Origin of the sequence: Maridesulfovibrio sp. (genome assembly GCF_963666665.1) — a bacterium.
GTDB lineage: Bacteria > Desulfobacterota > Desulfovibrionia > Desulfovibrionales > Desulfovibrionaceae > Maridesulfovibrio.
In genome coordinates this window covers 1,121,755-1,147,775 of record NZ_OY762999.1, presented here as the reverse complement: position 1 = coordinate 1,147,775, position 26,021 = coordinate 1,121,755, and the positions used below count along the sequence as shown (strand labels likewise).

Here is a 26,021-nt window from a genome sequence, read left to right as displayed (position 1 = left end):
AAAAGGACTCTGGAACATAGCTTATTGCCCCTGCAAACGCTGAAGGGTCGAAGCTCAATCCCCTGGAATATCTTTTCTAATATTTCAGCCTGAATATAGCCGCATCCATGGAATACGGACGGTAATACCCTTAAAATATTCTAGTCCATTGAGGTTTCTGCTAAAACAGCACCTGAGTTTTCTATCACTCGATAAAAAACAAAGCGGTTGTAGCAACTCTTCCAACACCTTATTACTAAAGCAAAAGAGCCCCACTATGCGCTAACACACTGTGAGGCTATATTTTAATGGGGCCAACAAACGGAATGCCCCTAACGCCATGCTGAATACGAATTGACTGACAGGAGATTAAATTTTCCGCCTGGAATGCCCGTTATCCCTTAATACCTGCGACCTAGATCTGTTTCAGTCCATTTTCAAAACTGCCGAAAAAACCTAAAACTACCAAATTCTATACGCAAATTTGCAGACAGTTTGCGGACAGGAAAAAAAACGATTAATCCACTTTCAATTCAGCAACTGCCTCAGCCAAATGATCATGCCAGATATTCCGAAAATCTTTATGTTCCAGAGAACCTTTAAACACTGGCAGAACTTCGCAACCCATGCCAGAAAGTATACTCTTCCACGACTTCTCGCCCTCACCAAACAAGTCAACCTGTACATGATGACCGGGAACGCACATGAAAGGAACGAGATGGATCTTACTGATTCCCCGGTCCAAAAAGTGGGAGCCAAGTTCTGCAGGCCCTGACTTGTCCATGAGTGTACCCACAAGCACATTGGGCAATGATCTGGAAAGCAAACCTTCCAATGCCATATAGGCAGTATGTCCCTTGTGATAGGTTCCGTGCCCAATAAGGATAACCCCTTCATCTTCCTTGCGGTCCGGCGGCAGATAGCCGGATACAGCCTGCACAGTATGGTCAAGATCTTCCATCTTATTGAGCATGGGAGCCCCAAGGGTCACCCGACTGAGTCCCTTACGAGGATGACACATGGATCGAGCCTGCTGCTCCACCCAGTCATATTCAACTCCGGGCAAAGTGTGCAGGGACTGCACCGCCACATGACTGAATCCGTCATCAATCATCTGTGAAAGAGCTTCCGCAACAGAAAAGGCAGGGATACCACGACTGCTCAATTTCCTGCGAATGCGGTTTGCTGTGAAAGCCCAACGAACATCCATATCCGGATATCTTTCCCGGACCTCATCTTCAAATCTATCATAAAGATAATGGGTATCAGGCAGAGCGCAGCCAAAAGCGGTCAGCAAAATTCCGGTTTTACCCTCCAGTGGTCCGGGCGCATAATCATATGAATGACTATGATCACCGTGATGGTGATCGCAATGGTCATGATGGTCGTGGTGGTGGCAGCCGTGTACGCATTCTTCGCCGGAAGCGTGGTCATGAGCATGGTGGTTGCCTAATATATTCTTTTCTGAATCAAGATGCATAACTACTCTCACTTTTTTAAGTCTAAGATCAAAAGGTAAAGGTCAAATCAGTTAGAAAATTTCAAGTAATTCTGCGCATTGCCCTGCAACGCACCAATCGTCCCGGTTCAACCTCAATTAGTCCGCTGACGTCCCTTATGCATTGCGTTTCGGAGTGCTTGCAATAGAAGGCAAATGGGCATCCGTTTTCTGTACTCTGTCTGTTTTCAATATCCATAAAATCATGTTCGAAATGCGGCTCTGCATGATTTTCATCGGTAAGAAGCAGCTTCGTGTACGGATGAATAGGATTACTGAAAACTTCTTCCGCCGGTCCGGTCTCAACGAACACTCCGCCGAGCATGACTGCCACCTCATGGGCAATAGCCCTCACTGAACCAAGATCATGGGATATATAAAGATATGAGACTCCATTGTTCTCCTGAAAGGATTGCAACAGGCTAAGAATCTGAGCCTGAATGGAGCGGTCCAACGAAGAAACAGGTTCATCGGCAATAACCAGTTCCGGGGAAAGGGACATAGCCCTTGCGATCCCTATGCGTTGACGTTGCCCGCCGGACATCTCATGCGGATGGCGCTGCAACAGATCCGTCACCAATCCAACCATGGAAAGCAATTCGGGCAGTCGCTCTTCTGCTTCACTACGAGGCAAACCATGAAGCAATAGAGGTTCCAGCAGCAAATCACGGGCACTGAAACTCGGGTTAAGCGACCCGTCCGCATCCTGAAAAACCACCTGTATACTTTTGCGCAAGTCCTTTCTATCCCAGTGAGCAAAATTTTTACCCCTGAATGTTATGAAACCGAAATCCGGCTTAAGTAACCCTGCCGCCATACGAGCCAATGTGGTCTTGCCACAACCAGATTCTCCGACAACGGCAAGAGTCCTTCCCGGTGCAATATTCAACGAGACATCTCTTACCGCCGTATTAACCTGCCTTAAAAAGAAACCGGAACCGTAACTCTTGCGCAAACCCTTAATCTCAATCACTGATGGTTGTGGCAACGCACTCCTCCATTGAATTCAGGAACAACTGAAGCACACTGTTCAGATGAGCAGTTACATCTGGGCTGAAATCTACACCCGCACGGCAAATCGGTCAGAGCCGGAGGATTTCCCGGTATCGGTTCAGGCCTTTCCCCACCCATGGAACGGCGCAAAGCCGATGCGTAGGGATGCTTCGGACTATCCAGAACCTGTCCGGCTGGACCAACCTCAAGAATCTGTCCGGCATACATTACAGCAGCAGTCTCGCAGAGCCTGCGTGCGGCTTCCCAATCATGGGTAATACACAAGAGAGCAGCCCCGGTCTCATCAAGGCAGTCCCGTAACAATGTAAGGATACTGCGTCTTACTGTTGGATCGAGAGCTGTAGTCGGTTCATCCGCCACAAGCAGAGCAGGATCTTTGGCTAAAGCCATGGAAATCATAACCCGCTGTCTCATGCCACCTGACAATTGATGCGGAAACTGTCTGTATCTTTTTCGGGCTTCAGGTATGCGGGCCAAATCAAGAAGGCGCAACGCCCTTCTTTTTGCATCCCGCCTACTGCAACCGCGGCTTAGCCTGACCACTTCAGCGACCTGCCACCCAACAGGAAAAAGCGGGTTAAGGTAAGCCGAGGGCTGTTCAAAAATCATCCCCATGCCCTGACGCCTGACCATCCGCATTTCCTTTTCCGGGATCTGTAGCAAATCTACACCTTGAAACAGGACCTCGCCGGCCAGTTTAGCCCCGGGAGGAAGCAAACGCAGCAACGACAAAGCCAGAATAGTTTTTCCGCAGCCGGATTCACCGACAAGGCAAGCCTTCTCTCCGCGTTTAAGGCTGAAGCTCACTTTATCCACAGCCCGGACAATGCCATCCGCAGATTTAAAATGGACTTTCAAGTTATTGACCTGAAGCAACCTTCTGTCTTCTTGATACAGTTTATTCATACATATATCCTCAGGAGACAGTTTGCATTTTGCGCCAGTCTGAAAGGTTGCTGCGCGGATCAAGCATATTCCGCAGTCCTTCCCCCAGCAGGGTAAAAGCAAGGACACTTACTGAAATCGCCGCCATTGCTGAAAGAGAAATGTGAGGGGCAGATTCAAGCACGGGTATTCCTTTAATGAGCATAGTCCCCCATTCCGGAGTTGGTGGCTGTACCCCCAGCCCCAGAAAACCCAACCCGGCGATGTGAATAACCTTGCCCCCTATACCCAGTGTGGAAATAGTTATCACAGAGGGCAAAACTCCGGGCAGAATGCAATATCGAAGAATGTAAAGAGGCCCCGCCCCAATAGCCCGACTGGCTTCAACATATCCGCATTCGCGCAGGGCTAAGGCTTTAGACCGGACAACTCTGGCATATTTCGGCCATCCCGGCAGTCCTAAAGCTATAACCAGACTGGTCGTGCTCGGCCCCATGATACTGATGGCGATAAGAGCCATGACAAAGCCCGGAAAAGCAAAGAAGCAATCGGTGATCCGCATAAGCAAAGCATCGAGGGGTCGAAAATATGCGGCGCACACACCAAAGAGAGTTCCAACCAAAGCAGCCATGGCTGTAACAGAAACAGCAAGACCTAGCGACGGACGCAATCCGTGAATAATGCGGCTGGCAACACAACGCCCCAGCTTGTCCGCCCCGAGGGGAAACTTTTCACTCGGCCCCTCCAGCCTATGGGCAAGATGCTGCCGATCCGGGTCATGCGGAGCTATTTCAGGAGCGAATATCGCGCAAAACATAAGGCCAAGACATAGAATCAGCCCGATCAACATACCGGGGGTCAATCGACTATCCTGCATGACTGAGCCCCTCCCGAATTCTTGAATCAAGACCTGCCTGAATTATATCCATGGCAAGATTGATTAAGACATAGATACAGGCAATGACCAGCACGCATCCCTGAACAACATAAATATCACGGGCCTTGACCGCCTCGACTAGCAAACTTCCCAGACCGGGCCAGAGAAAAATTGACTCAACCACCACAGCTCCGCCGAACAGATACCCCATCTGCGCTCCCAGATAGGTCAATACCGGAGGAAGAGCATTCTTCATAGCGTGGCGTCCGGTTACACGATACTCCCCCATGCCTTTTGAGCGTGCGGTGATTACATACTTTTCCTCGAGAGCCTGAACCATGCATGTACGCATCAGCCGCGTTGTTATCCCGGAACTGGAAATAGCCAGAGTCAATGCCGGAAGGATCAGGTTTGCAATTGATCCGTATCCTGCAACAGGCAACAGATCCATTTGCACGGAAAAGATCAGGAAAAGTATGATTGCAATGCAAAAATCCGGAACAGAAACGACCGCCAACGACCCGGCCATAGTGGCTTTATCCACCCACGTTCCAGACATGGCAGCGGAAATGGAACCGAGAGGGAGAACTATAAACAAGGCCAACAAAATTGCTGTTCCCGCCAATAGCGCGGATGGACCTAAAGCCTGCTTTATTTCGGAAACCACAGTCTGTCCTGTTTGATAGGAACGGCCAAGATCCCCTCCAACGGTCCTCTTGAGCCAGCGCCAGTACTGAACATGTATAGGCCGATCCAGTCCCATTTCTTTTTCAAGCTCCAACACGGCAGCCTTCGGAGGTGTCTCCGATTCGGTTAATGAGCGCAGAGCTATTTCAGCCGGATTCCCCGGACTAAGTACCAGTGATAGAAAAGCCGCAACGCTGACCCCGAACATAACCGGAGCCAGCGATGCGATTCTTTTTATTATGAACAAAAACACTGTTACTTTTTCAGGGTAACGGTTTCCAGATGATAGCTGCTTTCAGTAGGATGCATTGTGTATCCTTCAACACCTTTGGCCACAGCATCCACATTCACATAGTAGTTGAGGAATATCATAGGGACTTCCTCCATGAGTATTGCCTGAACCTGATCATAGATGGATTTACGTTCAACCTGTTTGAAAACCTTTCTGCCTTCCAACAGGAGTTCATCGACTTTGGGATTACTAAAGTGGTAAGCACCCCAGCCCTTTTTGACAGTGTTGGCAGAATAGTAGTCCTTCATAAGATTGTAATCCGGGTCTGGAACAAACAGCAGTCCACGTCCGACCAGGAACATATCGAAATCGCCTCTGTTGCGGATTGACTGTGCTGCGTCAACCTGAGTTACAACCAGTTCTACATCAAAGCCGACCTCGTTCAACTGAGCCTGCACAACTTCAGCAGTAGGAGGCAAAGCTGCACGCTCTGGATAAGTAACCAGCTTGACCTTAAGCTTTTTACCGTCCTTCTCCCTTACGCCATCACCGTCAGCATCCTTCCAACCGGCCTGATCAAGTAGCTTCTTTGCTCCTGCTTGATCAAAAGAAAACCCTTTCAACTTATCATTCGCCCAATAAACCATGGGAGGATATAAAGTAGTTGCGGATTCCCCCATTCCCTCAAGTACGTACTTGACAAGGTCATCGCGGTTTACAGCCATGCTGGCAGCCTTTCGCACAAGCACATCGGCAAAAGGCCCTTCCGCCATATTCAATGCCACCATACGGCATCGACCTACCGCAGTTCTAAAAATTTCGAATTTATCGGACTTCTTTATCGATGCGACAGAATCAGGCGGCAAAATCATAGCGATGTCTAGGTCTCCGGCGCGGAGCATGCCCAGACGAGTAATGGCATTGGGAACACCGCGATAAACTACCTTGGCAATCTTCGCCTTTTCGCCCCAGTAATCAGGGTTGCGCTTGGTGGTAACGTGATCCTTCACTTTCCAGCTTTCAAATACAAAAGGCCCGGTTCCCACAGGCTTAACAATTTCACCCGCAGCATCAAAAGAAGATATTGCCAGAGGAGAAGTTTCACCCATGGACAGATATGCTCCCAGCGGAGCAAAAGGCTCCGACGTCTTCAGCACGAGAGTGTGATCATCAGGAGCCTCAATACTTTCAAGCGGGACTGCTTTTAGCAGGGAGCCTTTTTTCTGCAACCGTTCCAGACAGGACTTGACCACCTCGGCACTGAGAGCGGTTCCGTCGTGAAAAACGATTCCCTTGCGGAGGGTGAAAGTCCAGGTCTTCTTATCCGGTGAAACCACCCAGGACTCAGCCAGACCGGGCTTCAGCTCCAGATCTTGACCCACTTCGATTAAATTCTCAGTAACTCCCAGACGCTTAAACACATATCCGGTTTTTTGAATGTCCAGTGTCTTAGGACCCCACGGTCCTGCAACGTTCAACACACTTTCAGCGGCAAAAACTGCGGAGCTCAACGCAACAACCAGAAATAGGCTCAGCATAAATATTTTAAGGGACAGGCGACAGTTCAGTAACATGATTCCTCCATCTTGATTAAATTGTTGACACGCTAAAGAAAAAAGTGACATGCATCAAGTATTAAAAAACATACTAGCATCGACAAAGACATCACAAACAACCACAATCAATAACAAGGGCTAATGATGAATCTGCAAAAAACTACATCTTGGAAAGAAATCTGGAGTAACCAGATGGAGGACATGGCTGCTCGGAGCGACACGGGATACTGGAACCGAAGAGCCGAAGACTATAATGATTTTATAACATCAAGCAGATTCGGATATGGCAAAAAGATGTGCGAAATCCTAACTGAAGAGGGAATTATTGATACAAATTCATTAGTTCTTGAAATCGCATCAGGAGTCGGAGCAGTAACACTCCCCCTTGCCCGCCACTCAAAAGGAGTAATTGCAGTAGAACCGGCCCAATCCATGGCGAACCTGCTGGAAGCCAACGCCGACTCCGCCGAGGTCAAAAATATTAAAGTTGAAGTTGCGGATTTTGCTTCATTTGCCGCTCAAGCTCAGGACAACAGTTTCGACCTCGTCTTTCTCTGCCATGCAGCATGGCAGTTCCCTGACATTGAAGAACTGATCAGTGAAATGAGCAGAATCTCACGCGGCTTCTGCTGTCTGGCAGACACCATGGGAATTGGGGACGCAGAGAATCATCAGATGCAACGCAAACTGGGGATCAATGCACCGGAACTGGACCGGTCCCTGTATCTTTACAATATATTAAATGAGCTGGGCAGACCTGCAGACCTGTCCAATGTCAGTTATACCATGCGCCGCTCCACGGATTCAGCAAGATCCATGTGGACAAATCTCGTTTCTAAGTATCGCACGGTCTCAACTGAAGACAGTGAACTGATTAAGCAGCACGTGGAGAGCAGAAACAATGCCGGATTTTACGAAGTTCCGGCAGTAATGTCGCTGATGTGGTGGAGATCCTGATGAATAAGAATACAAGCATGCTGGAGAAGACAGTGAATGAGAAACAAAGCGTGGAGCATTGGGAAAAAAAGTGGGCCGAACGCTGGGATACCCGCGAAACAATGTATGTGGGCAACGCCCACCTAAACTACTGGCAAGCCAGAGCAGAAGATTTTTCCGTAGGTCGCAAGGCCTGCGACTATAGCTTCGGACGCAGTATCCTTTCCGCCCTCAGCTCAAGACTGCCTGAGCAAGCCGAAGTGCTGGATGTTGGCTGCGGACCGGGCAGCATACTAGTACCCATGGGACAGGCCGGACATCGGGTAACAGCAGTGGAACCTGCCGGAGAAATGAGAAAACAACTGCAGACCAATGCTGAAAAGGCCGGAGTTGATCAATATAAAGTCATTCCCAAAATCTGGCAGGACGTGGACACAGAAGGCCTCAAAAGTCATTTTGACTTGGCTCTTTCCGCCATCACCATGTGGATGTTCCGCGACCTACGGGTACAGCTGGAACGTCTGGAGTCGGTATCACGCAACCTCTGCTGCGTTGTGGGCGGTGCCGGAGGAGAAACAAGCGGACACAGCGACGGCATGTGGAATTCCATCATGGGAGATGTTCCGCAGCCCGGATATTCTGAATTCCCGCTGGCCTACAATCTTCTCTATGCCATGGGTCGCCTGCCGGAAGTTCGCATTGTAAATTATTCCACCCAAAGATCTGCTGAAAGCAAAATACATCAACAGAAGCTATTCTATGCAAAATACACAGAACTTACCCCGCAAACAGAAGAGCTTATTAAACAGAACGTTATGTCCTCCGCGCAGGACGGTATGGTCCATGAAAGCTGCAAGGCATCCGTAATTTTCTGGAAAATCAGATAGTGGTTAGACCTGGTAGAAAAGTTTAGAATAACTCTCAATCATCAGGATGGTTATCATTTGGCCACAGCAATAAATAAAATATCTTACTAAAAAAGACGTCCAGATTATACGCACAATCTTACCATTCTCTACACCCAAAACAAAGAACCCCACAATGCGCAAACGCACTGTGGGGTTTAACTGTATAAATATCTTCCTGATTAAATTCAACAAGTAACAGATGAGTATTCTAAGGATCCAATAACATATTCAGAGAATATAACTAGTATATTTCACATTTCCGGTCCGACTAATACTCCTCTGCAGAAGTATCCACCCCGAACTTTTCCCATTGCGCTTCAGCCTCTTTCTTGGCTCTGGCAACCATATCCTCTTCCCAAGGCTCAAGGATCAACGTTTCAGCAACAAGTTGCCAGATGTATTTAACCTCATACTTGTAGTCGGTATAATACTTGGGAATGCGCTTCATGATCTGGTCCCGACAGTTGGAACAACCAACAAGAACAACATCCGCGCCGCTCCTCTTAATCTGGTCGTACTTATGTCTTGCATGCCATGCGGATTCATCCTCATAGGGAGCAGGCCACATGCCTCCACCAGCACCGCAGCAATAATTCAAGCCCCGATTGGGTGTCATCTCAACAAAATCATCCACGCACTGGTTGATAATCCAGCGCGGCTCTTCGAAAAAGCCCTTACCGAAATGACGGGCCAGTTCGCGGCCATGCTTACAGGAGTCATGCCAGGTAAAACGTTTCCCGGCATTCACGGACTTATCAAGTTTGATGCGTCCCTCGCGGATTATCTGCACCAGATAATCATAGAGATAGGTGAAACCAACCTCGTTCCTCGGGTCCTCCAGAACGCATTTTTCCATACCGGTACGACATCCATATGAACCACCGCCGCAGTCCGGCATAATCATACGCTTGATATTGTATTTCTTCATGTAATCGATCTTACGCTGGGCCAAAACCTTGTTGGCTTCATAGTTGCCGGTAAACAGAGCCCAGTCCACTGCTTCCCATCCTTCGGAAGGAACGGTCCAGTTTTCTTTGGCGGCGTAAAACACCTTCCACCACCAGAACTGGTCTTCGTAGTCACCATATACTTCCTTGGAGTTGGGGAAAAAAAGGATATCTGCATCCTGCTTGTCCACCGGGACATAAAAACCAGGACATTCTTCCGACATTTCTTCGCCCAGATCTGCCATTCCCATGAGATAATCGTCTTTGGGTATAGCCAGATTGTTACCGGAATCCACATTATTCATAGTTCCCTTATGGAGTGATCCCGGCACCTTGTCACGTTCACGCATACTTTTCATATGAGCCATGACCGCAGGAATATCTATACCCATGGGACAGGAATAGGCACACCGTCCGCAGCCGGTACAAAGCCATGGGAATTTGGATTCAACCACTTCGTCGACCATACCGTAGGCAAGCATGCGCATAACCTTACGGGTATTCCAACCCTCCATGCCGGGAGTACCGGTAATCGGGCACCCGTTGGAGCAGGTTCCACATACAAGACAGGCGCTGAAATCGAACTTATTCAAAAATTCCCGGACCCCTGAATCCATCGTTTTCGGCACAACCATGTTCATGGACTACTCCTTATGTTACGGAGATTAACCGTTCATTACTCCGGGGGGAGTAACTCCCCCCGGGAATTCGATTTTTAATTCAATAATCAGCCCGCAGCCGGAAACTATGCTGACGCTTCAGCCTGCACAACGGCTCCGGTCTGGTCATACATCAGGCCGCAACGTAAATCGAAGTGATGGTTAACACTCATGGTCGGACAGGTGGCATTAAGAGCAACCTGAACTACGGTAGAACCAAGGAATGCCTTCTCAGGATCCTGTTCCTTGGAATGGTGAGCCATAATTACCAAGTCGGCATTGCCCTGCTGGGCCTTCTTCAGGATTTCCATTGAAGGCTGACCCTGACACCCCTCAAATGAGGCATTCAATCCGGCCAGACGGGATCCATAAGCCTTTTCAAGCCGGGCTTCACTGTCCCCTTCAGCTTCCCCGTCCGCAACATGAATTACGCTCAGGTTGGACTTATACTGACGGGCCATCTGTCCACCGTAGCTGACGGCGCACTCCGCCTGATCGGAGAAGTCCGTGGCAACAAGAATGTTTTCAAAAAGAGGTTCCTTGGTAACTACATCCTTGTGCACGATCATGACCGGGCAACGAGCCCTCTGGCTAACCCGTTCCAGAGTACTTCCGGCCATGCCCCACATCTTGGAACGCTGTTCCTCATACTCCTTGGTATGAGGCCCCATGATGATGAGGTCCGTATTCTTCTTCCGGGCCAGACGCAAAAGTTCGCTGTGGGGGATACCAGGAACAACCATAATTTCGGAGTTGGGAAGATCACCGAGCAGAGGTCCGTACATTTCGGAGATCTGCTCCTTAAGCTTCCCGGTTTCACCGGAAGGGGCCAGATGCTCTATCGCTCCCCATCCCTGCTCCATTCCGGCCACATGTACCAAGTAAAGGTTAGCCTCAAACTTCCGGGCAAATTCCACAGCAGCCTTAACCGCGCAATCATCGATTCCGGTAGGAGTAATCCCCACAATAATGTCCTTAAACATAATGTCCCCCTTGGTTAGGGTTTACGGTTCAACATCTGTTACGTTTCCGCCATGCTCGGGAACAGTCTCTCGAGCCCAGACCTTGTCGGCAAAATCCTTCCTGACGCCGGCCGTCACAGTCAGATTCTTATTAAGTTGAGTCTTTTCCTCTCCCAATCCAAAAGCCATCCCCATAAGCTGCGACAGGTAAATGACCGGCACATGCTTCACGCCGCCTCCTGCAAGTTGATCCTGATAAGCCTCAAGATTCATCTGGCACAAAGGACAGACTGTCACGATGACATCCGCTTCAGCCGCAGCGCTTAGAATGGAACCTACCGAGTGCAGAGCCACATCCCGGTGCCCCATCATAAGCGAGGCCCCGCAACAACGGTTGCCCGAATCCCACTCGAACACCTCGGCTCCCAAAGCTTTTAAAACAGGTTCCATGGACTTCGGCCTGCGGGGGTCATCAAAAACAGTATACGGACGTAGAATCTGGCAGCCGTAATAAGGAGCCACCCGCATGCTCTCCAGCCCGTCGACCACCACAGCTGCAATACTTTCCGGACCGATATCATTAAGCAGGACATCACACAGGTGGCGAACCCGGACCGATCCCGTGTAGGCCAGACCGGAAACGCCCAGCACCTCATTCACCTCTTCGTGAAGCTTGCGGTTTCCGAAAACCTCACGGTTGACCTTGAGCAGGTTGAGGTAACAGGCACTGCACGGTGCAAGAATATCCAGACCGCTTAGCCTTTCTTCCGCAATAGCCAGATTACGTGCAGGAAGTGCGTAATTCATCAATCGACTGACCGGTTCCGCGGCACTGGCCCCGCAACAGGTCCAATCGGGAATTTCCTCCAGCTCCACACCCAGCGCATTCATGACGGCCCTGACAGACACATCAAATTCGTGCGCACTTTCAAGCAAGGAACATCCGGGATAGTATGCGTACTTCATCAGCGTCCCTCCATTTCACGGGCCTTGGCAAACATGGCCTTCAGCGTATCCCGCTGCATCGTATCGGGAAGATGCAGCTTGCCTTTGCTGAGCATTTTTATCCCCAGCGGTATAAAAGACAGCGGCAGGACAGGATTCATGCTTTTCATGAAGTATCCGTTCATCAGGCTCAATTCCTGAACACGGCCATACGTCTCAACATTGCTCATGAATGCCTCATAAAAATCCCCGGTTTCCGCCACATCCTGCCCGGACCTCAACCGTGCAAGCCGTTTGAGCATACCCATGGCCGAAGTCAGCTTCAGTCCTCTGGGGCAGCGCAGGGTGCACATATAACAGGACGAACAGAGCCAGAAAGTATGGCTCTTAAGAATCCGATCCAACATGTCGAACTGAATCATTCTCCACATGGCGCGCGGCGAAACATCCATGGCAAACCCGTTGGGACAGGACGCCGTGCAGGTGCCACACTGCATGCAGGCCCCCACCGTCTCCTTAAGTTCGGCAAGCACCGATCGTGTCTCTTCGTCCGCCGGACTCCACGCCTGTCTGTCTATACCTTTCATGGTTCACCATCCTTGAAATATCGTGATAATCCGGCCCTATGCCGGTTCCTCCAAAACAGCATCAATTACTGACAGCATCGGTCCGTCGTGGAACCCCTTGAGCACAGTAGCGCTATTGGGACAGACCGCGGCGCAAACCCCGCATCCCTGACAGAGAATCTCGTCAACTGCGATCTGCTCAGCTTCCAGATCAACAACCCTCGCCCCGTACGGGCAGGCGGAAACACAAGCCTGACAAAGTGAGCACAGAGAGTGACGGACTGATGCGACAACGGTCTCACGAGCGATCTTCTCGGCATTCAGAATACGCAAGGCCCGCTGGGCAGCAGCCTTTGCCGAAGCCACGGTCTCATGCATACGCTTGGGCGCGACCGCAGTTCCGCACATGTAGATACCCTGCTTGAGGAAATCCACAGGACGCCACTTGAAGTCAGCTTCCTGATAAAATCCGTCAGAGTTGACCTCTACGCCAAAGATTTCCTGCAGATCATCCACATCATTGGGATCAAGCCCGCTGGAAAGGGACAAGATATCCGCACTTATCTGAACGTTATCCCCAAGCACGGAATCATAGGCAGTGATCACCGGCCTACCCTCATCGAATTCAACTTTTGGTGGATTGTCAGGATCGAAACGAATAAAGACGGCCCCGGCCTTGCGGGCCTGAGTGTAATAACTTTCAAGAAAACCGGGGGCCATGATGTCCCGGTAAAAGACATAGATGGGAAGGTCGGGATTACGTTCCTTGAGAGTCAGGACATTCTTCAACATTTCAGGACAGCAGACCTTGCTACAGTACTTGCGGTCCTCAGTTAGCGAGCGCCAGCACTGAATCATGGCAACAGTAGACAATTCCCCGGCATCAATCACACCGGAGGCCAGCCTTTCCTCAAGGGTCAAATGAGTCATCACTGACTTGTGCACGCAGAAACCGCTTTCATAAATCTTGCCCTCCTGCGCTCCGGTGGCGAGGATGGTCACTCCGTGTTCAAGAGGAAAAACTCCTTCCGGGCTGGCAATGGCTGACCTGAATTTTCCGGCACTTCCTCTGGAAAGAACTACCCGAGAATCCTTGAATACCTTTATGTTGGGGTGTTTCATGACTTGCCCGATCAGTTCCTCCATGAACTTACGCGGATCGGAACCGTCAAGCTGGGTATGTAAGCGCATGGCCATACCGCCGAGTTCTTCTTCAGACTCTACCAGACAGACCCCGTATCCCTGATCTGCCACAGCCATGGCGGAAGTCATACCCGCCAATCCTCCGCCCACAATCAAGGCGGATCTGGTCACGTCTACCATGACCGGTGGAGGAACGGGGTCCACGCCCTGCAAACGAGCAGCAGCAGAAGCCAGAGAAGCGTAGATTTTCTTTTCCGGCCTGTCCTTCAGGTCCGGTTCAAAGGTCGGACTGTAGATATCAACCACATCCATAAGCGCAGGATTCAGCCCGATGCTCTGGCCCAACTCCTTGAGGCGGGGGATATAGGCATAGGGCATACAAGCCCCAATAAGCACCCGGTTGGGCTTAAATTCGGCAACGCCCTGCCTGATTTCATCCCAGCCCTCTGCCGTGCAGGCTCCATTGACTGAGACGACCTTGCATACGGAATGGATTTTAGCCAGACGGGCGCTTAGTTCACTCAGGTCCACTTCCTGTCCAAGAGTCGGGCAGGAGGTACAGACAGCGACATAAGTCCGGGCTGCCTGCCTTGAAACATCCGGGTATTCAGGCTCAGGCTCAGTTTCAATACCCGCAAGGACGTCATAGACTTTGATCAGTCTGGATGCGCCCTGAGCAGCAGCACCAGCCTGAATAACTGAATCAGAAATATCTCTGGGTTCGTTAAAAGCACCTGCGGAAAAAACACCGACCCGGCTGGTCTTTTCAGGCGCATAAGATTTCCTGTCGGCAAAACCCCAGTCATTGAGTTCAATACCGGTGGTCCGGGCAAACTTTTCCATACCTGCCGGAGGGCGCGCTCCCACGGCCAGAACAACCATATCAAAGCTCTCGACTTCCAACTCCCCTGCTGGACTCAGATATTCGATTTTAAGGCCCTGACTGCCTTCATCCGGGGTCACGGAGTGTGGCCTGCTCGGAACAAAACGCACCCCAAGCTCGGTTTCTGCACGCTGGCGATAGCGCTGGTAATCCTTACCAACAGTACGCATATCCATATAGAAGATAGTGGCATCAACCTTGCCGCCAGTGGCCTTTTTAGCCAACACGGATTCCTTGATGGAAAACATGCAACAGATTCCCGAACAATAATCCGCTCCCTTCTGCACATCACGGGAACCGACACATTGAATCCAGGCAATTTTCTCTACCGGCTTATTGTCTCCCGGCCTGACAAGCTTACCCCCGGATGGTCCGGTCCCGCTCAACAGACGTTCAAATTCAATAGCGGTAACAACGCCGGGATGACTATAGCTCCAGATATCCTCGCCCCCCTGTGGGTCCATCTTCGGATTATAACAATCGAATCCACCGGCAAGAACCACCGCGCCGACCATCAACTCCTCGGTCGTGTCGGACATAATACGCATGTAGAGCTTATCCAGCCACGGCACAAAACGCTTCTGCCCTAAAGGCTTGACCAGATAATCACGTGCGCCCTGCATTACGAGATCAGCTGCGTTTTCTTCCTGACCGAGACCGGGCATGGCTACTACCGGCAGGCCCGGACGCAATTCATGGCAACGGGTCAGCACGCGGTCAGCAGCCATGTCCTCAAAGTTCATCCCCAGCAGCACCAGACCGATTTTTTGATCACCGGAAAGCATATCGACAACATCGCGTCCCGATGAAGCAAAATGCAAAGTGAAATTCTGCTCCTGCAGACTCTCTTTCATAAAAGAGACAATTTCAGGATCACTGTCGGCAATAAGAATATGAAATTCTTCGCGTTCGGAGAACTTGAAATCAATCGCTCCGGTAGGACAGGCTTCAAAACACTTCCAGCAGCGCTGGCAGTTATCGAGATCGAGGACATAATGATTGGGTATGGCATGGGGAACCGGAAGATATACTGCTGCTCTATTCGTCAGTCCGGCATTGAATTCACTGGGAACCCTGACCGGACAGACTTCGGAACACTTGCCGCAGCTGACACACTTTTCAGGGTCGATCAGGGGAGATTTCCGGTTAAGCGAGACTAGAAACTTTCCGGGCTCGCCCTCAAGCTCAACCAGCTCGGTGGAAAGCATGATATCGATGTTATCGTGAAAGAGCCCCTTACGCAGGCAGTACTGACTTGATGAATCCCGCGACATCAGCGGCAGCATTCGACACATACCGCAATGGTCAGACGGAAATTGATGGTCCAGCTGGGCCAGAATCCCGCCGTGATTGGGCCGTCTATCGATAAGAGCCACCTTGTGCCCGGTAACAGCCAGATCCAGAGCGGCTCTAATTCCGCCTATACCCGCTCCGACCACCAGTGCTCCATATTGCTTTCTCATAAAGTCCTCCCGCTACTTAGCGCGATACTAGGCCATATGCGATACCGTTTCCTGAAATTCATCTTCCTTGAACACCGACAACGGCGGCGGCTCATTAAGGCTCCTGCCCGGTAGATAATCAAACCCCTGTTGTGTTTGCGCGGCAACGGTCCTGAACAATTCCATTACCGGGATATCGTTGGGACAGGCATTGGAACACTGTCCGCATCCAACACAGGCCGTACTCATATGGGTCATTCTGGTCAGGTGATAGAAAACAGTGTCCGTGGGCAGCTTCAGACTGCCCTTGCGCTTAGCCCAGCCCATAAACTGCCACGGCTTGTGCTCAAAGACATCAGTATTGAAAACACATTCCTTGCAGTAACAGACCGGACAGGCCACGCGGCAATTGTAGCAGTTGACACATGATGAAAAGTATTCTGAAAGCCCCGCTAAAGTTCCGGTCAGGGCCCTTGTTTCTTCCATCATGGCATCGCGTGCCGCAGTCCTGCGTTCAATAATCTCCTTAAGAGTCTTTTCACGCCCGTTGGAAGACTGTTCCTCGGGCAGGCCCAGGCTGTTGAGCAGGGCCTCACCGCGAGCACTGGCCGCCGAGACCGGTATGCTCGAGTGCAGGTCAGCGCCGGCGATTCCAATTATGATGTCGGCATTTGCCGGAGCAGGATGCTCACAGACTCGACAGGCGGAAGCTATATCCACACCGTCCACAGCAGTTTCATTTGTGCAGCCGTGCTGGCCGAGAAAATCAATGGTAGTATTGATCGGGTCATTGTCGCCGACAACCTTCAGGTAATCGGTATTGCCGTATGCCCCGGCACAATCCATGCCCACAATTATGATGCTGTCGAGACTGCCCTGATTCAGTTTGACCAACTCGACAAATGCCCTGATCTCGCATGGGCGCATGACCGCGGCGATCTTTTCCCCGGACTGTCCGCGGGTCAGTCGAGACAGGAGCTTTGCGCTGTTCATGGGGTATGCCGGAGCCAGAGGATCAGCCGCAGACAGCTGGTCTGGATCAGTCACCAGCGTGGGCATGGGCATGCCCTTGCCGAACAGATGGACAGGCACCATAATGCCGCCCAAAGCTTCATCACTCAAAAGCCCTTTCAAAAATCCCTGCAAAGCCTGAACAGGATTCTTTTCTTCAACCTTTATTCTTGCAGTGGTCGCCATGTCACAACCTCCTGGTCCGCAGCGTTAGATAACCGCCATGGAACGAGCTTCCATGGGACCCATTTCACGTATTTCATTAATGAAATTATTTACCGTGGCCGCAAATTCATTTCCTTCACTGGCACCGACCCAGGTCAACTTCAATCTTTCCTTTTCAATGCCGAACTGAGGCAGTATCTCATTCAACAGCTTTACCCTGCGCCGGGCCTTGTAGTTGCCGTTGATGTAATGGCAATCACCGGGATGGCACCCACTGACCAGAACTCCGTCAGCCCCGGAAAGCAGAGCCTTGATGACGTACTTGGGGTCCACCATGCCAGTACACATCATCCTCACCAGCCTCAGGTTGGGTTGCTGCACCATCCTTGAAGTCCCGGCGAGATCTGCCGCGGTATAGGTGCACCAGTTACAGACAAAAGCCACTATTGTCGGTTCGAATTGTTCGCTCATGACCGTCTCCTCAAGCCTATTCCTCGGCCCGACTTTCAATGGGTAGTTCAACAACGGCTTCCGGCATCATCCCCAGAAGACCGTCAATTTCGTCAAATATCTGGTTCTCGCTGAAGTGCTTGATCTGGGCTGCTCCGCTCGGACAGTATCCGGCGCAGCTGCCGCAACCCTTGCACATTGCTTCATTAATGACCGATACCTGCCTCCGTTCATCAAATTCGATTGCGGAATAGGCGCAGAGGTTAATACAGATCTTGCATCCTATACAGATATCCGGATTGATCCACGATGTGGTGGGTGAAATGGAAACCTTTCCCTTTGCTGCCAACGCCAGAGCCTGAGCAGCTCCGCCTGAAGCGTGGGCCACAGCATCAGGAATATCCTTCGGTCCCTGACAGGCTCCGGCCAGAAAGATTCCATCCGTGGCAGTCGAAACCGGGCCGAGCTTGGGGTGCTCTTCCAGAAAGAACCCGTCCTGTCCCTGCGATACGCCGAAAATGCGAGCGACATCAGTCATGTCCGCCCGTGGCTCCATGGCAGTACAGAGAATAACCATGTCCGCCGGAACCCGAACATCCATGCCGAGCAGGGTATCCTCGCCGACCACAACCAGCTTTTCGCCTTCCTGAACAATTTCTGCGGGACGGCCACGGATAAAGGTCACGCCCTCTTCCTGAACCCGCTTGAAAAACTCCTCATACCCCTTACCGAAGCAGCGCATATCAATATAAAAATTGTAGACACTGACATCATGCCCCACCTTATCCTTGATAAGATGATCATATTTAAGGGCATACATGCAGCAGGTCCGGGAACAGTACTCGTGATAATTCTTGTCGCGACTACCCACGCAATGGATTATGGCAACACTTTCCGGCGGCTGACCGTTTTTCATTACTATCTTGCCACCGGTCGGGCCGACAGCATTGTTCAAGCGCTCGAACTGCAGGGCGGTATAAACTTCATCATACCTGCCGAATCCGTATTCAGCGATGGGAGTGGGATCCATTGTGTCGTATCCGGTAGCAAGGACAATACTGCCCACATTGAAGACCTCGCGCTTCTCCTGCATGGTGTAATCAATGGCCCCGGTGGGACATATCTTCTGGCAGATTCCACACTTATCCGTGGTAATCTTCTTACAGACTGTGCCGTCTATGACCGGCGTATTCGGTACAGCCTGAGGCGAATTGCGGTAAATGGCCTTACGTGTGCCCAGCCCTTCGTTAAACTCGCTGATGGCCTTGGTCGGGCACTTCTCCAGACAGGCTCCGCAACCAGTACAGACCGTCTCATTGACATAACGGGGCTTACGCAAAACAGTAACGGTATAATTGCCGACAAATCCTGAAACGTCCTCAACCTCGCTCCAGGTCATAAGATTGATATTGGGTTCCTGAGAGACCGCCACCATCTTGGGAGTGGAAATACAGGCGGCACAGTCGAGGGTGGGAAAAGTCTTGTCGAACTGGGCCATATGTCCACCGATTGATGGTGCTTTTTCCACAAGGTGGACCTTGTGTCCGGACTTTGCGATGTCGAGAGCAGCCTGAATTCCTGCAATCCCTGCACCGACCACCATGACATCGGGTAAAACATCCACCTCACGGGAAAATAGCTCCTGATGCCTGACGACCCTGTGCACTGCCGCCTCGACAATGTGCATGGCCTTGGCGGTAGCCTGATCAGAATCTCCCGTAATCCATGAGCAATGCTCACGGATACAGCAATGCTGCATCAGATAAGGATTGAGACCGGCACGGGCACAGGCTTTCTGAAAAGTCTTTTCGTGCAGCCGGGGAGAACAGGATGCAACCACAACGCGGCTAAGGCCATTTTCACGAATATCCCGAATAATCATTTCCTGACCGGGGTCCGAACACATGAACTGATAATCACGGGCAACCGCAACATCCTTAAGTTGCCTTGCAAAATCGGCAACCTTTTCGCAATTAACCCTGCCCGCAATATTCGATCCGCAATGGCAGACATATACGCCGATCTTTTTTGCCATGATTACGCCTCCAAAATATGGTCAACGAATGTTCTTGCCGTTATTCAATTCCAAAGTAAGTTCACCCACCAGCCGCTTGAGCTTCTCATTTTCTACTGCCAACTCGGATTCAGTCGGAGGACCGGGCTGCTTCTCGAAAATCAAATGGCAGTTTTCTAAAAATTGTCCCCGCCATTTATAATACTGCCCCGGACGAAGATCATGAGTACGGCACAATTCGCTTATGCCTCCATTTGTAAGCCCTTCCAAAACGATCCTGGCTTTTGTTCTGGCATCCCATTTTCGCCTCATCCGACGTTCCTCCTTGCCAGTCTGCCCATGTATCCTGTTTTCTAGAAATCTATATGGAGACTATGAGACTTCTTCTCCATATATCCGCGCATTATCCGACTTCAACGATGCATAGCTATTGCTGCTATTTTAAAGAACAAATACATAATGAGTACTCTTTGCACTCTACATCCGTCTCATCTCACTTTCTCCCTAAACAAGATGCATACCGAATTGAATATAGACTGAGATCTCCATTAATTGATCTCATCCTCCTGACTCCGGACATCCTGATAACAGTCCAAAAACGCAATCTTTAGTCTTGCACGACAAGACAAATCTTATTTTACGAAGTTTGACTCCCCCCAAAGTGAGTACTTAAGGCAACGACCTTAATGATCACTGCACATTGCAATTGAACACCCTCTCTTTTCTCACTTCAGCACCCTGTCTCACAAAAAAAGACCTTAATTATTTAATACATTTAAAGATTCTTATGCCCTTTTTTTATACAGAATATGAAGACAGAGTTGGCAATCACTCACCTAATTGTGCTATGGTTTGTAGGGGAATTTCCAATAGAGATATTAACGGAGAATTTTATTGATGACTGACATACTCATCATTGATGGCAACAACTCTTTTACCGAAACTTTACAGAGAGACCTGGCCCACAACAATCTGCCTGTGGACAGATGTGATTCACTTTCAAAAGCCATGGCCATGCTGCACCTCGGCAGCTATAAAACAGTATTGCTCGGTGACGATCTCCCGGATGGAGACGGCATGGATTATCTTTCGTCAATACGGGAGATACCATCATTTCCGGAGGTCATTATCCTCTCCAGCAACCGTGACCCGGACACTGCCGAACGGGCCATTCAGAACGGGGCCTATCATTATCTCACCAAACCTCCGAATAAACATTGCCTGCTTGCACAGATCAATCTGGCAATGGAATCTCATATTGAAAAAAGCTCAGCGGCCAAACCGGCACAATTTAAACGGGAAGGCATAGTCGGAAGCAGCAGAAGATTGAAATCATGCCTGAACAACGCAGCACGGGCTGCAGCATCTGAATCAAGCATACTTATCAATGGAGAAACAGGCACAGGCAAGGAGCTTTTTGCCCGAGCCATACACAAGAACAGCAAACGCCGGAACAAACCCTTTATCGTCGTAGACTGCGCAGCCCTGCCGGACACACTCGCCGAGAATCTGCTTTTCGGCCATGAACGAGGGGCTTATACGAGTGCGGACAGCAATTCGGTGGGGCTTGTCAAGCAGGCTGACGGAGGCACCCTTTTCCTTGATGAGGTGGGCGAGCTTCCATTATCGCTTCAAAAGGTATTTCTAAGAGTATTGGAAGGACGCACTTTCCGGGCTGTAGGCAGTGCCAGAGAAACAGCCAGTGACTTCAGACTGCTGGCTGCAACGAACAAAGATCTCGAAACAATGGTGGAAAACGGGCAATTCAGAAGAGACCTTCTGTACAGACTTCTCGGAAGCCAAATCCAGCTGTCCTCACTCAGGGACATTTCTGAGGACATCAATGAACTGGCCTGCCATCATATCCGCCGCTATTGCAAACGCTTCCAACTGCCTTACCGGGATTTTTCACCGGATTTTCTGGAAGTACTCCTGCAATATGACTGGCCCGGCAACATCCGCGAATTGGTGAATACGGTAGAACAGGCCGTTACACTCAGTCGAAATGAAACAACTCTCCATTCCCACCACCTACCCAAAAGCATGCGGGCTCGGCTGGCACGGCAGACAATAGGAAAAAACACAGCTAATACATCCCGGATAGAGACAGCCCAAACGACAACAAGTCTGCCGGACCTGAAAACCTATCGTAACGCACATACTGCTGAAATAGAGAAAGACTACCTGATCAAGCTGGTTGAAATCACAGATGGCGATGTCGCTCAGGGATGTCGCATCTCAGGCCTTTCCAGAGCTCGTTATTACGCACTTATGAAACAGCATGGGGTTTCAAGGCAGGCTTGAAAACAACAAATCAAAAGGGACAAACGGGGGAATAAAAAAAAACTCATCCAGACGTAATTTTATTAAAAAGGATATTCCCTTACTCACCTTTTTTACTTAACTAATTTTTCAAGCCTGTTCGCGTGAACAGGCTTTTTTTATGCCCATTAACCGGGATAAAACCTTGATTTAGCTTCACCCGAAACCAAAAGCCCCACAACGTCATAAGACATTATGAGGCTAAACTATTTTTGGAGCTAAGAAATGGCTAGATTCTAAGTTACCAAAACAAACATTACAATGTTTCGACTCTCAAAGCACTCTTAGCCAATCTTATGTTTTCACGCTTCTCCATATCGAGAAGACCCTGAAATACTTCGCTGACATCATCAGGGATATCATTCTGAATCATCGCTTCATAGGTTTCCAACAGACATTTATCCAAATCAATGGCAACTTTCATAACCTCTTGAGTCGTCATATCAGGGCCTAATTTTGCACTGAAAAATGGAGAAAGGTCACACTCCTTATGCACATACATAAACCATGTATTCAAGATGTGCTCGGACAATCCATCTCCGTATTCATCCATTATAGCAGCAAGCCGGTCATGGTGACGACTCATGTAATCCAATAAAAGCTTAACCCGTTCCTTTTCAGCAGTATCCGAAAGTTCTTTATAGAAAGAGCCAAGCCTCTTGTGAAAGGCCTTGGTCTGCGCAATCACATCTTTTGCGGTCTGGACATTTGCCATCATATCAATACTCCTGATCGCTGTTACAGCGGCTTAAGTGATGAATGTTTTTTATCTATAAGCTTCTTGTCAAAGTCATATTTTCCGCACCTGCAACCGGAACCGTCTCCGGACTGGATGGAACCTTGGCAGGAACCACGGATGCAGTTTCTTTTAAAAATTACTCCGATAGCCAACGCTAAAAACACAAGACCGAAAACAGCGGCCGCCATCAAAACAGTTTCCATGAAACATCTCCTCAATTCAATTTTTCGTGTTGAGGGAAATTGCCGGTGACAATTTCTGATAATCCATCCGGGGTTTTCACAATGAAAAAAGCGGACAGATTGCATTCCTTGGCCAGTGCAATGCCTCTTTCGGGCCCAAGCACTGTCAGGCCGGTGGCAAATGCATCGGCACGGGAGCAGGTTTCATCTACGACACTTACCGATACAAGAGTGTGCGTAATGGGTCGTCCGGTACCGGGATCAATTATATGCGAATATCTTTTACCATCTATCTCATAATAGTTGCGGTAATCGCCTGATGTCGCCATGGCTTCATCGGAAAGATTGATCAGTGCTTGCACTGAACGCTCCATACTTACCGGCTTTTCAACTGCAATACGCCACGGAGCATTGTCCGGCTTTACTCCGACTGTCCGTATCTCTCCACCGATCTCAACCATATAGCTTGATACGCCACTGGCTTTAAGCCAGGAACTGACTGCATCCACGCAATAGCCCTTGGCAATGGCTGCCAGATCAAGGGTAATAGCCGGGGTGAGTTTTTTAAGGGCAGGAGGGTCAAAACGGACCTCTATCAGATCAGATCCGACATTTGCCTTAGCCTCTTTAATTTCATCCTCAGTCGGGATGATCTCAGGCCTTTTATCAGGTCCGAATCCCCAAAGGTTGACCAATGGTGCGATGGTAATGTCAAAGGCACCGCCGGTTATGCGATTAACTGCTTTAGCTGTATGCACCACATCGGCAAGTTCTTTGGACACAAGGAACCAATCATCTTTACGATAAGCATTAAAACGTGACAGTTCGGAATCCGGTTTAAATAAGGACATAGCCGAATTTACTCCAGCCACAACCAGTTCTACTCCCTTACGCAAATCTTCAGGGGAAAGATTCTCCGGCAGACCGTAAGCAGTAATGGAATACGTAGTGCCAATGGCCCTACCCTGAATTCGAACGGGATCAGATGAGTTTCCGCACCCGACCAGCATAAGGGCTAAAAGAAGCAACAGGACAATTAATCCGATCACTTTAGCCAATGTCCCTGAAAACCACTTCATACCTTCATCCTTACTTGCTTTTTCTGAAGACCCTTTGCCGGGGAAACAATCCCCGGCAAAGGGCTACCTGTGGATAACCTGATGCAGCAGGTTATCCGCCGAAGTTGTCATACATTATGTTTTCCTTTTCCACACCCTGATCCATAAGCATCTTTTCAACTGCGGAAGCCATCATCGGCGGCCCACACATGTAGAATTCGCAATCTTCAGGGGCAGGATGCTGCTTAATATAGTTCTCAAACAGGACATTATGAATAAAGCCGGTATAGCCACTCCAATTGTCCTCTGGCAAAGGATCGGACAGTGCTACATGCCATGTGAAGTTCGGACACTCCTCGGCCAGCTTGTCGAATTCCTCTACATAGAACATCTCCCGCAGGCTGCGCGCTCCATACCAGTAGCTGACCTTACGCGTTGTGCTAAGGCGCTTGAGCTGGTCGAAGATGTGTGAGCGCATGGGAGCCATACCCGCGCCGCCACCGATAAAAACCATTTCGGCATCAGTATCACGGGCAAAGAACTCACCGTAAGGTCCGGAAATTGTAACTTTGTCTCCGGGCTTCAGACTGTAGATAAACGAAGACATCTGCCCGGGAGGGGCATCAGGAGCGAATGGAGGCGGCGGGCAGACACGCACGTTAAGCATGATTATGCCCTTTTCCTCAGGGTAGTTGGCCATGGAATAGGCCCGGACAATGGGTTCCTTGACCACCGAAGTATATCTCCAGAGATCAAATTTATCCCAGTCTTCCCTGAATTTGTCGCCGACTTCGAAGTCCTTGTAATTGACAGTGTGGGCCGGAGCTTCGATCTGAATGTAGCCACCGGCACGGAAATCCACATTTTCACCTTCAGGCAGTTCAAGAGTGAGCTCTTTAATGAAAGTAGCACGTGGAATATTGGATTTAACTGTGCATTCCCACTTCTTGATATCAAAGATTTCAGCCGGAACCTCAATCTTCATATCCTGTTTAACATTAACCTGACAGGCAAGACGGACGCCTTCGCGGGCCTCGCGTTTGCTGACATGGGAGGTTTCCGTGGGCAGAATATCTCCGCCACCTTCAAAAACCTTGCATTTGCACTGTCCGCAGGAACCACCGCCACCGCAGGCCGAAGGAACATATATTTCCTTTTCCGCCAGCGCACCGAGCAGCTTGGTTCCGGGACGAACTTCAATTGTTTTTTCCGGATCATTGTTAATTTCGATGTTCACCTCGCCGCTCGGGACAAGCTTGGCCCGGGCTAGAAGGATGAACACACACAGCGCAAGAACCACGCCGGTAAACATCACAACACCGAGTATTATTTCAACCATGGTTTTTCCCCACAGTTTAACGGTTCGTATATCAGCGGACGCTTAAAAACGTCCGGCCCGCCTACATCTGGATTCCGGAAAAGGACAGGAATCCAAAGGACATCAGTCCGACCACAATAAAGGTGATCCCCAGTCCCTCCAGCCCTTCCGGCACGTCCGAATACTTCATCTTCTCACGGATACCGGCCAGAAGAACGATAGCCAGAGCCCAGCCGACACCGGAACCGAAACCGAAAGTCACGGATTCCACGAAGTTGTAATCACGCTCCACCATAAAGAGGGAGGCACCGAGGATGGCGCAGTTAACCGTGATCAGCGGCAGAAAAATCCCCAACGCATTGTATAGGGACGGCACGTACTTATCGAGGGTCATCTCCATAATCTGGACAATGGCCGCGATAACACCGATGTAGGAAATAAGGCCGACAAAGGTCAGATCAGTCTCTCCGAATCCGGCCCACGCCAAAGCTCCTTCCCGCAGGAAGTAGTTGTAGAGCAGGTTGTTAACCGGGACGGTAATGGTCATGACCACTACGACAGCCACACCAAGGCCAAGAGCGGTAGCAACTTTCTTGGATACGGCCAGATAGGTACACATCCCCAGAAAGAAGGCTAACGCCAT

General features: G+C 49.9%; 23 protein-coding genes. 3 read left to right on the top strand and 20 right to left on the bottom strand.

The window, feature by feature from the left end; translation table 11 throughout:
• Nucleotides 1-496 precede the first annotated feature (496 nt).
• From ACKU40_RS05170 to ACKU40_RS05145, 6 genes are all read right to left on the bottom strand, one after another.
• Nucleotides 497-1,459 (bottom strand): sirohydrochlorin cobaltochelatase, encoded by a 963-nt coding sequence (locus ACKU40_RS05170; protein ID WP_320175453.1) that lies wholly within the window; start codon nt 1,457-1,459, stop codon nt 497-499.
• Between the two features lie 61 nt (nt 1,460-1,520).
• Nucleotides 1,521-2,465 carry an oligopeptide/dipeptide ABC transporter ATP-binding protein gene (locus ACKU40_RS05165; protein WP_320175452.1) on the bottom strand — a complete coding sequence of 315 codons (945 nt, stop codon included), beginning with the start codon at nt 2,463-2,465 and terminating at the stop codon, nt 1,521-1,523.
• Entirely contained in the window at nt 2,447-3,397 is a 951-nt protein-coding gene (locus ACKU40_RS05160; RefSeq protein WP_320175451.1) for an ABC transporter ATP-binding protein, read from the bottom strand. The genes ACKU40_RS05165 and ACKU40_RS05160 overlap by 19 nt, the downstream gene beginning before the upstream one ends.
• Nucleotides 3,398-3,407: 10 nt before the next feature.
• A complete protein-coding gene (locus ACKU40_RS05155) occupies nt 3,408-4,253 on the bottom strand; it encodes an ABC transporter permease (protein ID WP_320175450.1) in 846 nt (281 codons plus the stop codon).
• Entirely contained in the window at nt 4,243-5,187 is a 945-nt protein-coding gene (locus ACKU40_RS05150; RefSeq protein WP_320175449.1) for an ABC transporter permease, read from the bottom strand. The genes ACKU40_RS05155 and ACKU40_RS05150 overlap by 11 nt, the downstream gene beginning before the upstream one ends.
• A gap of 8 nt (nt 5,188-5,195) precedes the next feature.
• Nucleotides 5,196-6,746, bottom strand: a complete 1,551-nt coding sequence (locus tag ACKU40_RS05145) for an ABC transporter substrate-binding protein (protein ID WP_320175448.1) — start codon at nt 6,744-6,746, stop codon at nt 5,196-5,198.
• A gap of 123 nt (nt 6,747-6,869) precedes the next feature.
• Here ACKU40_RS05145 and ACKU40_RS05140 point away from each other — a divergent pair, with 123 nt between their 5' ends.
• Together ACKU40_RS05140 and ACKU40_RS05135 are read left to right on the top strand one after the other, a co-directional pair.
• The gene (locus ACKU40_RS05140) at nt 6,870-7,685 is read left to right on the top strand and encodes a class I SAM-dependent methyltransferase (protein ID WP_320175447.1); all 816 of its coding nucleotides are present in this window, start codon (nt 6,870-6,872) and stop codon (nt 7,683-7,685) included.
• Entirely contained in the window at nt 7,685-8,551 is an 867-nt protein-coding gene (locus ACKU40_RS05135) for a class I SAM-dependent methyltransferase (RefSeq protein WP_320175446.1), read from the top strand. The genes ACKU40_RS05140 and ACKU40_RS05135 overlap by 1 nt, the downstream gene beginning before the upstream one ends.
• A gap of 289 nt (nt 8,552-8,840) precedes the next feature.
• Here ACKU40_RS05135 and ACKU40_RS05130 read toward each other — a convergent pair whose 3' ends face one another.
• The 9 genes from ACKU40_RS05130 to ACKU40_RS05090 all read right to left on the bottom strand — a co-directional run bounded on the left by ACKU40_RS05130 (nt 8,841) and on the right by ACKU40_RS05090 (nt 20,071).
• Nucleotides 8,841-10,160 (bottom strand): (Fe-S)-binding protein, encoded by a 1,320-nt coding sequence (locus ACKU40_RS05130; protein WP_320175445.1) that lies wholly within the window; start codon nt 10,158-10,160, stop codon nt 8,841-8,843.
• A gap of 104 nt (nt 10,161-10,264) precedes the next feature.
• A complete protein-coding gene (locus tag ACKU40_RS05125) occupies nt 10,265-11,161 on the bottom strand; it encodes a universal stress protein (RefSeq protein ID WP_320175444.1) in 897 nt (298 codons plus the stop codon).
• Between the two features lie 21 nt (nt 11,162-11,182).
• The gene (locus ACKU40_RS05120; RefSeq protein ID WP_320175443.1) at nt 11,183-12,106 is read right to left on the bottom strand and encodes a CoB--CoM heterodisulfide reductase iron-sulfur subunit B family protein; all 924 of its coding nucleotides are present in this window, start codon (nt 12,104-12,106) and stop codon (nt 11,183-11,185) included.
• Nucleotides 12,106-12,672, bottom strand: coding sequence for a 4Fe-4S dicluster domain-containing protein (locus ACKU40_RS05115; protein ID WP_320175442.1), 567 nt, complete (start codon nt 12,670-12,672; stop codon nt 12,106-12,108). Before ACKU40_RS05115 ends, ACKU40_RS05120 begins: the two co-directional genes overlap by 1 nt.
• 36 nt (nt 12,673-12,708) lie before the next feature.
• On the bottom strand, nt 12,709-16,140 hold the full coding sequence (locus ACKU40_RS05110; RefSeq protein ID WP_320175441.1) for a 4Fe-4S binding protein: 3,432 nt from the start codon (nt 16,138-16,140) through the stop codon (nt 12,709-12,711).
• 27 nt (nt 16,141-16,167) lie between these two features.
• On the bottom strand, nt 16,168-17,316 hold the full coding sequence (locus ACKU40_RS05105; protein WP_320175440.1) for a Coenzyme F420 hydrogenase/dehydrogenase, beta subunit C-terminal domain: 1,149 nt from the start codon (nt 17,314-17,316) through the stop codon (nt 16,168-16,170).
• 24 nt (nt 17,317-17,340) lie between these two features.
• Nucleotides 17,341-17,766: a hydrogenase iron-sulfur subunit gene (locus ACKU40_RS05100; protein ID WP_320175439.1), complete on the bottom strand. Its 426-nt coding sequence runs from the start codon at nt 17,764-17,766 to the stop codon at nt 17,341-17,343.
• A 16-nt stretch (nt 17,767-17,782) separates the two neighbouring features.
• Nucleotides 17,783-19,780: a CoB--CoM heterodisulfide reductase iron-sulfur subunit A family protein gene (locus ACKU40_RS05095; protein ID WP_320175438.1), complete on the bottom strand. Its 1,998-nt coding sequence runs from the start codon at nt 19,778-19,780 to the stop codon at nt 17,783-17,785.
• 21 nt (nt 19,781-19,801) lie between these two features.
• Nucleotides 19,802-20,071, bottom strand: a complete 270-nt coding sequence (locus ACKU40_RS05090; RefSeq protein WP_320175437.1) for a transposase — start codon at nt 20,069-20,071, stop codon at nt 19,802-19,804.
• A gap of 585 nt (nt 20,072-20,656) precedes the next feature.
• Between ACKU40_RS05090 and ACKU40_RS05085 the strand changes: the two genes are divergently transcribed.
• The gene (locus tag ACKU40_RS05085; protein ID WP_320175436.1) at nt 20,657-22,063 is read left to right on the top strand and encodes a sigma-54 dependent transcriptional regulator; all 1,407 of its coding nucleotides are present in this window, start codon (nt 20,657-20,659) and stop codon (nt 22,061-22,063) included.
• A gap of 274 nt (nt 22,064-22,337) precedes the next feature.
• On the opposite strand, the gene ACKU40_RS05080 is transcribed toward ACKU40_RS05085, so the two are convergent.
• The 5 genes from ACKU40_RS05080 to nqrE form a co-directional block, all read right to left on the bottom strand.
• Nucleotides 22,338-22,799, bottom strand: a complete 462-nt coding sequence (locus ACKU40_RS05080; protein ID WP_320175435.1) for a hypothetical protein — start codon at nt 22,797-22,799, stop codon at nt 22,338-22,340.
• A gap of 20 nt (nt 22,800-22,819) precedes the next feature.
• Nucleotides 22,820-23,023 (bottom strand): hypothetical protein, encoded by a 204-nt coding sequence (locus ACKU40_RS05075; protein WP_320175434.1) that lies wholly within the window; start codon nt 23,021-23,023, stop codon nt 22,820-22,822.
• A gap of 11 nt (nt 23,024-23,034) precedes the next feature.
• A complete protein-coding gene (locus ACKU40_RS05070) occupies nt 23,035-24,081 on the bottom strand; it encodes an FAD:protein FMN transferase (protein ID WP_320175433.1) in 1,047 nt (348 codons plus the stop codon).
• A 91-nt stretch (nt 24,082-24,172) separates the two neighbouring features.
• Nucleotides 24,173-25,399, bottom strand: a complete 1,227-nt coding sequence (nqrF, locus tag ACKU40_RS05065; protein WP_320175432.1) for an NADH:ubiquinone reductase (Na(+)-transporting) subunit F — start codon at nt 25,397-25,399, stop codon at nt 24,173-24,175.
• Between the two features lie 61 nt (nt 25,400-25,460).
• A complete protein-coding gene (gene nqrE, locus ACKU40_RS05060; protein ID WP_407944330.1) occupies nt 25,461-26,021 on the bottom strand; it encodes an NADH:ubiquinone reductase (Na(+)-transporting) subunit E in 561 nt (186 codons plus the stop codon).

What these genes read in the sequence shown, in the direction of transcription:
- ACKU40_RS05170 (WP_320175453.1), bottom strand. Translation starts at nt 1,459, where the DNA reads ATGCATCTTGATTCAGAAAAGAATATATTAGGCAACCACCATGCTCAT.
- ACKU40_RS05160 (WP_320175451.1), bottom strand. Translation starts at nt 3,397, where the DNA reads ATGAATAAACTGTATCAAGAAGACAGAAGGTTGCTTCAGGTCAATAAC.
- ACKU40_RS05155 (WP_320175450.1), bottom strand. Translation starts at nt 4,253, where the DNA reads ATGCAGGATAGTCGATTGACCCCCGGTATGTTGATCGGGCTGATTCTA.
- ACKU40_RS05145 (WP_320175448.1), bottom strand. Translation starts at nt 6,746, where the DNA reads ATGTTACTGAACTGTCGCCTGTCCCTTAAAATATTTATGCTGAGCCTA.
- ACKU40_RS05140 (WP_320175447.1), top strand. Translation starts at nt 6,870, where the DNA reads ATGATGAATCTGCAAAAAACTACATCTTGGAAAGAAATCTGGAGTAAC.
- ACKU40_RS05135 (WP_320175446.1), top strand. Translation starts at nt 7,685, where the DNA reads ATGAATAAGAATACAAGCATGCTGGAGAAGACAGTGAATGAGAAACAA.
- ACKU40_RS05130 (WP_320175445.1), bottom strand. Translation starts at nt 10,160, where the DNA reads ATGAACATGGTTGTGCCGAAAACGATGGATTCAGGGGTCCGGGAATTT.
- ACKU40_RS05125 (WP_320175444.1), bottom strand. Translation starts at nt 11,161, where the DNA reads ATGTTTAAGGACATTATTGTGGGGATTACTCCTACCGGAATCGATGAT.
- ACKU40_RS05120 (WP_320175443.1), bottom strand. Translation starts at nt 12,106, where the DNA reads ATGAAGTACGCATACTATCCCGGATGTTCCTTGCTTGAAAGTGCGCAC.
- ACKU40_RS05115 (WP_320175442.1), bottom strand. Translation starts at nt 12,672, where the DNA reads ATGAAAGGTATAGACAGACAGGCGTGGAGTCCGGCGGACGAAGAGACA.
- ACKU40_RS05110 (WP_320175441.1), bottom strand. Translation starts at nt 16,140, where the DNA reads ATGAGAAAGCAATATGGAGCACTGGTGGTCGGAGCGGGTATAGGCGGA.
- ACKU40_RS05105 (WP_320175440.1), bottom strand. Translation starts at nt 17,316, where the DNA reads ATGGCGACCACTGCAAGAATAAAGGTTGAAGAAAAGAATCCTGTTCAG.
- ACKU40_RS05100 (WP_320175439.1), bottom strand. Translation starts at nt 17,766, where the DNA reads ATGAGCGAACAATTCGAACCGACAATAGTGGCTTTTGTCTGTAACTGG.
- ACKU40_RS05095 (WP_320175438.1), bottom strand. Translation starts at nt 19,780, where the DNA reads ATGGCAAAAAAGATCGGCGTATATGTCTGCCATTGCGGATCGAATATT.
- ACKU40_RS05090 (WP_320175437.1), bottom strand. Translation starts at nt 20,071, where the DNA reads ATGAGGCGAAAATGGGATGCCAGAACAAAAGCCAGGATCGTTTTGGAA.
- ACKU40_RS05085 (WP_320175436.1), top strand. Translation starts at nt 20,657, where the DNA reads ATGACTGACATACTCATCATTGATGGCAACAACTCTTTTACCGAAACT.
- ACKU40_RS05080 (WP_320175435.1), bottom strand. Translation starts at nt 22,799, where the DNA reads ATGATGGCAAATGTCCAGACCGCAAAAGATGTGATTGCGCAGACCAAG.
- ACKU40_RS05075 (WP_320175434.1), bottom strand. Translation starts at nt 23,023, where the DNA reads ATGGAAACTGTTTTGATGGCGGCCGCTGTTTTCGGTCTTGTGTTTTTA.
- ACKU40_RS05070 (WP_320175433.1), bottom strand. Translation starts at nt 24,081, where the DNA reads ATGAAGTGGTTTTCAGGGACATTGGCTAAAGTGATCGGATTAATTGTC.
- nqrF (WP_320175432.1), bottom strand. Translation starts at nt 25,399, where the DNA reads ATGGTTGAAATAATACTCGGTGTTGTGATGTTTACCGGCGTGGTTCTT.
- nqrE (WP_407944330.1), bottom strand. Translation starts at nt 26,021, where the DNA reads ATGGCGTTAGCCTTCTTTCTGGGGATGTGTACCTATCTGGCCGTATCC.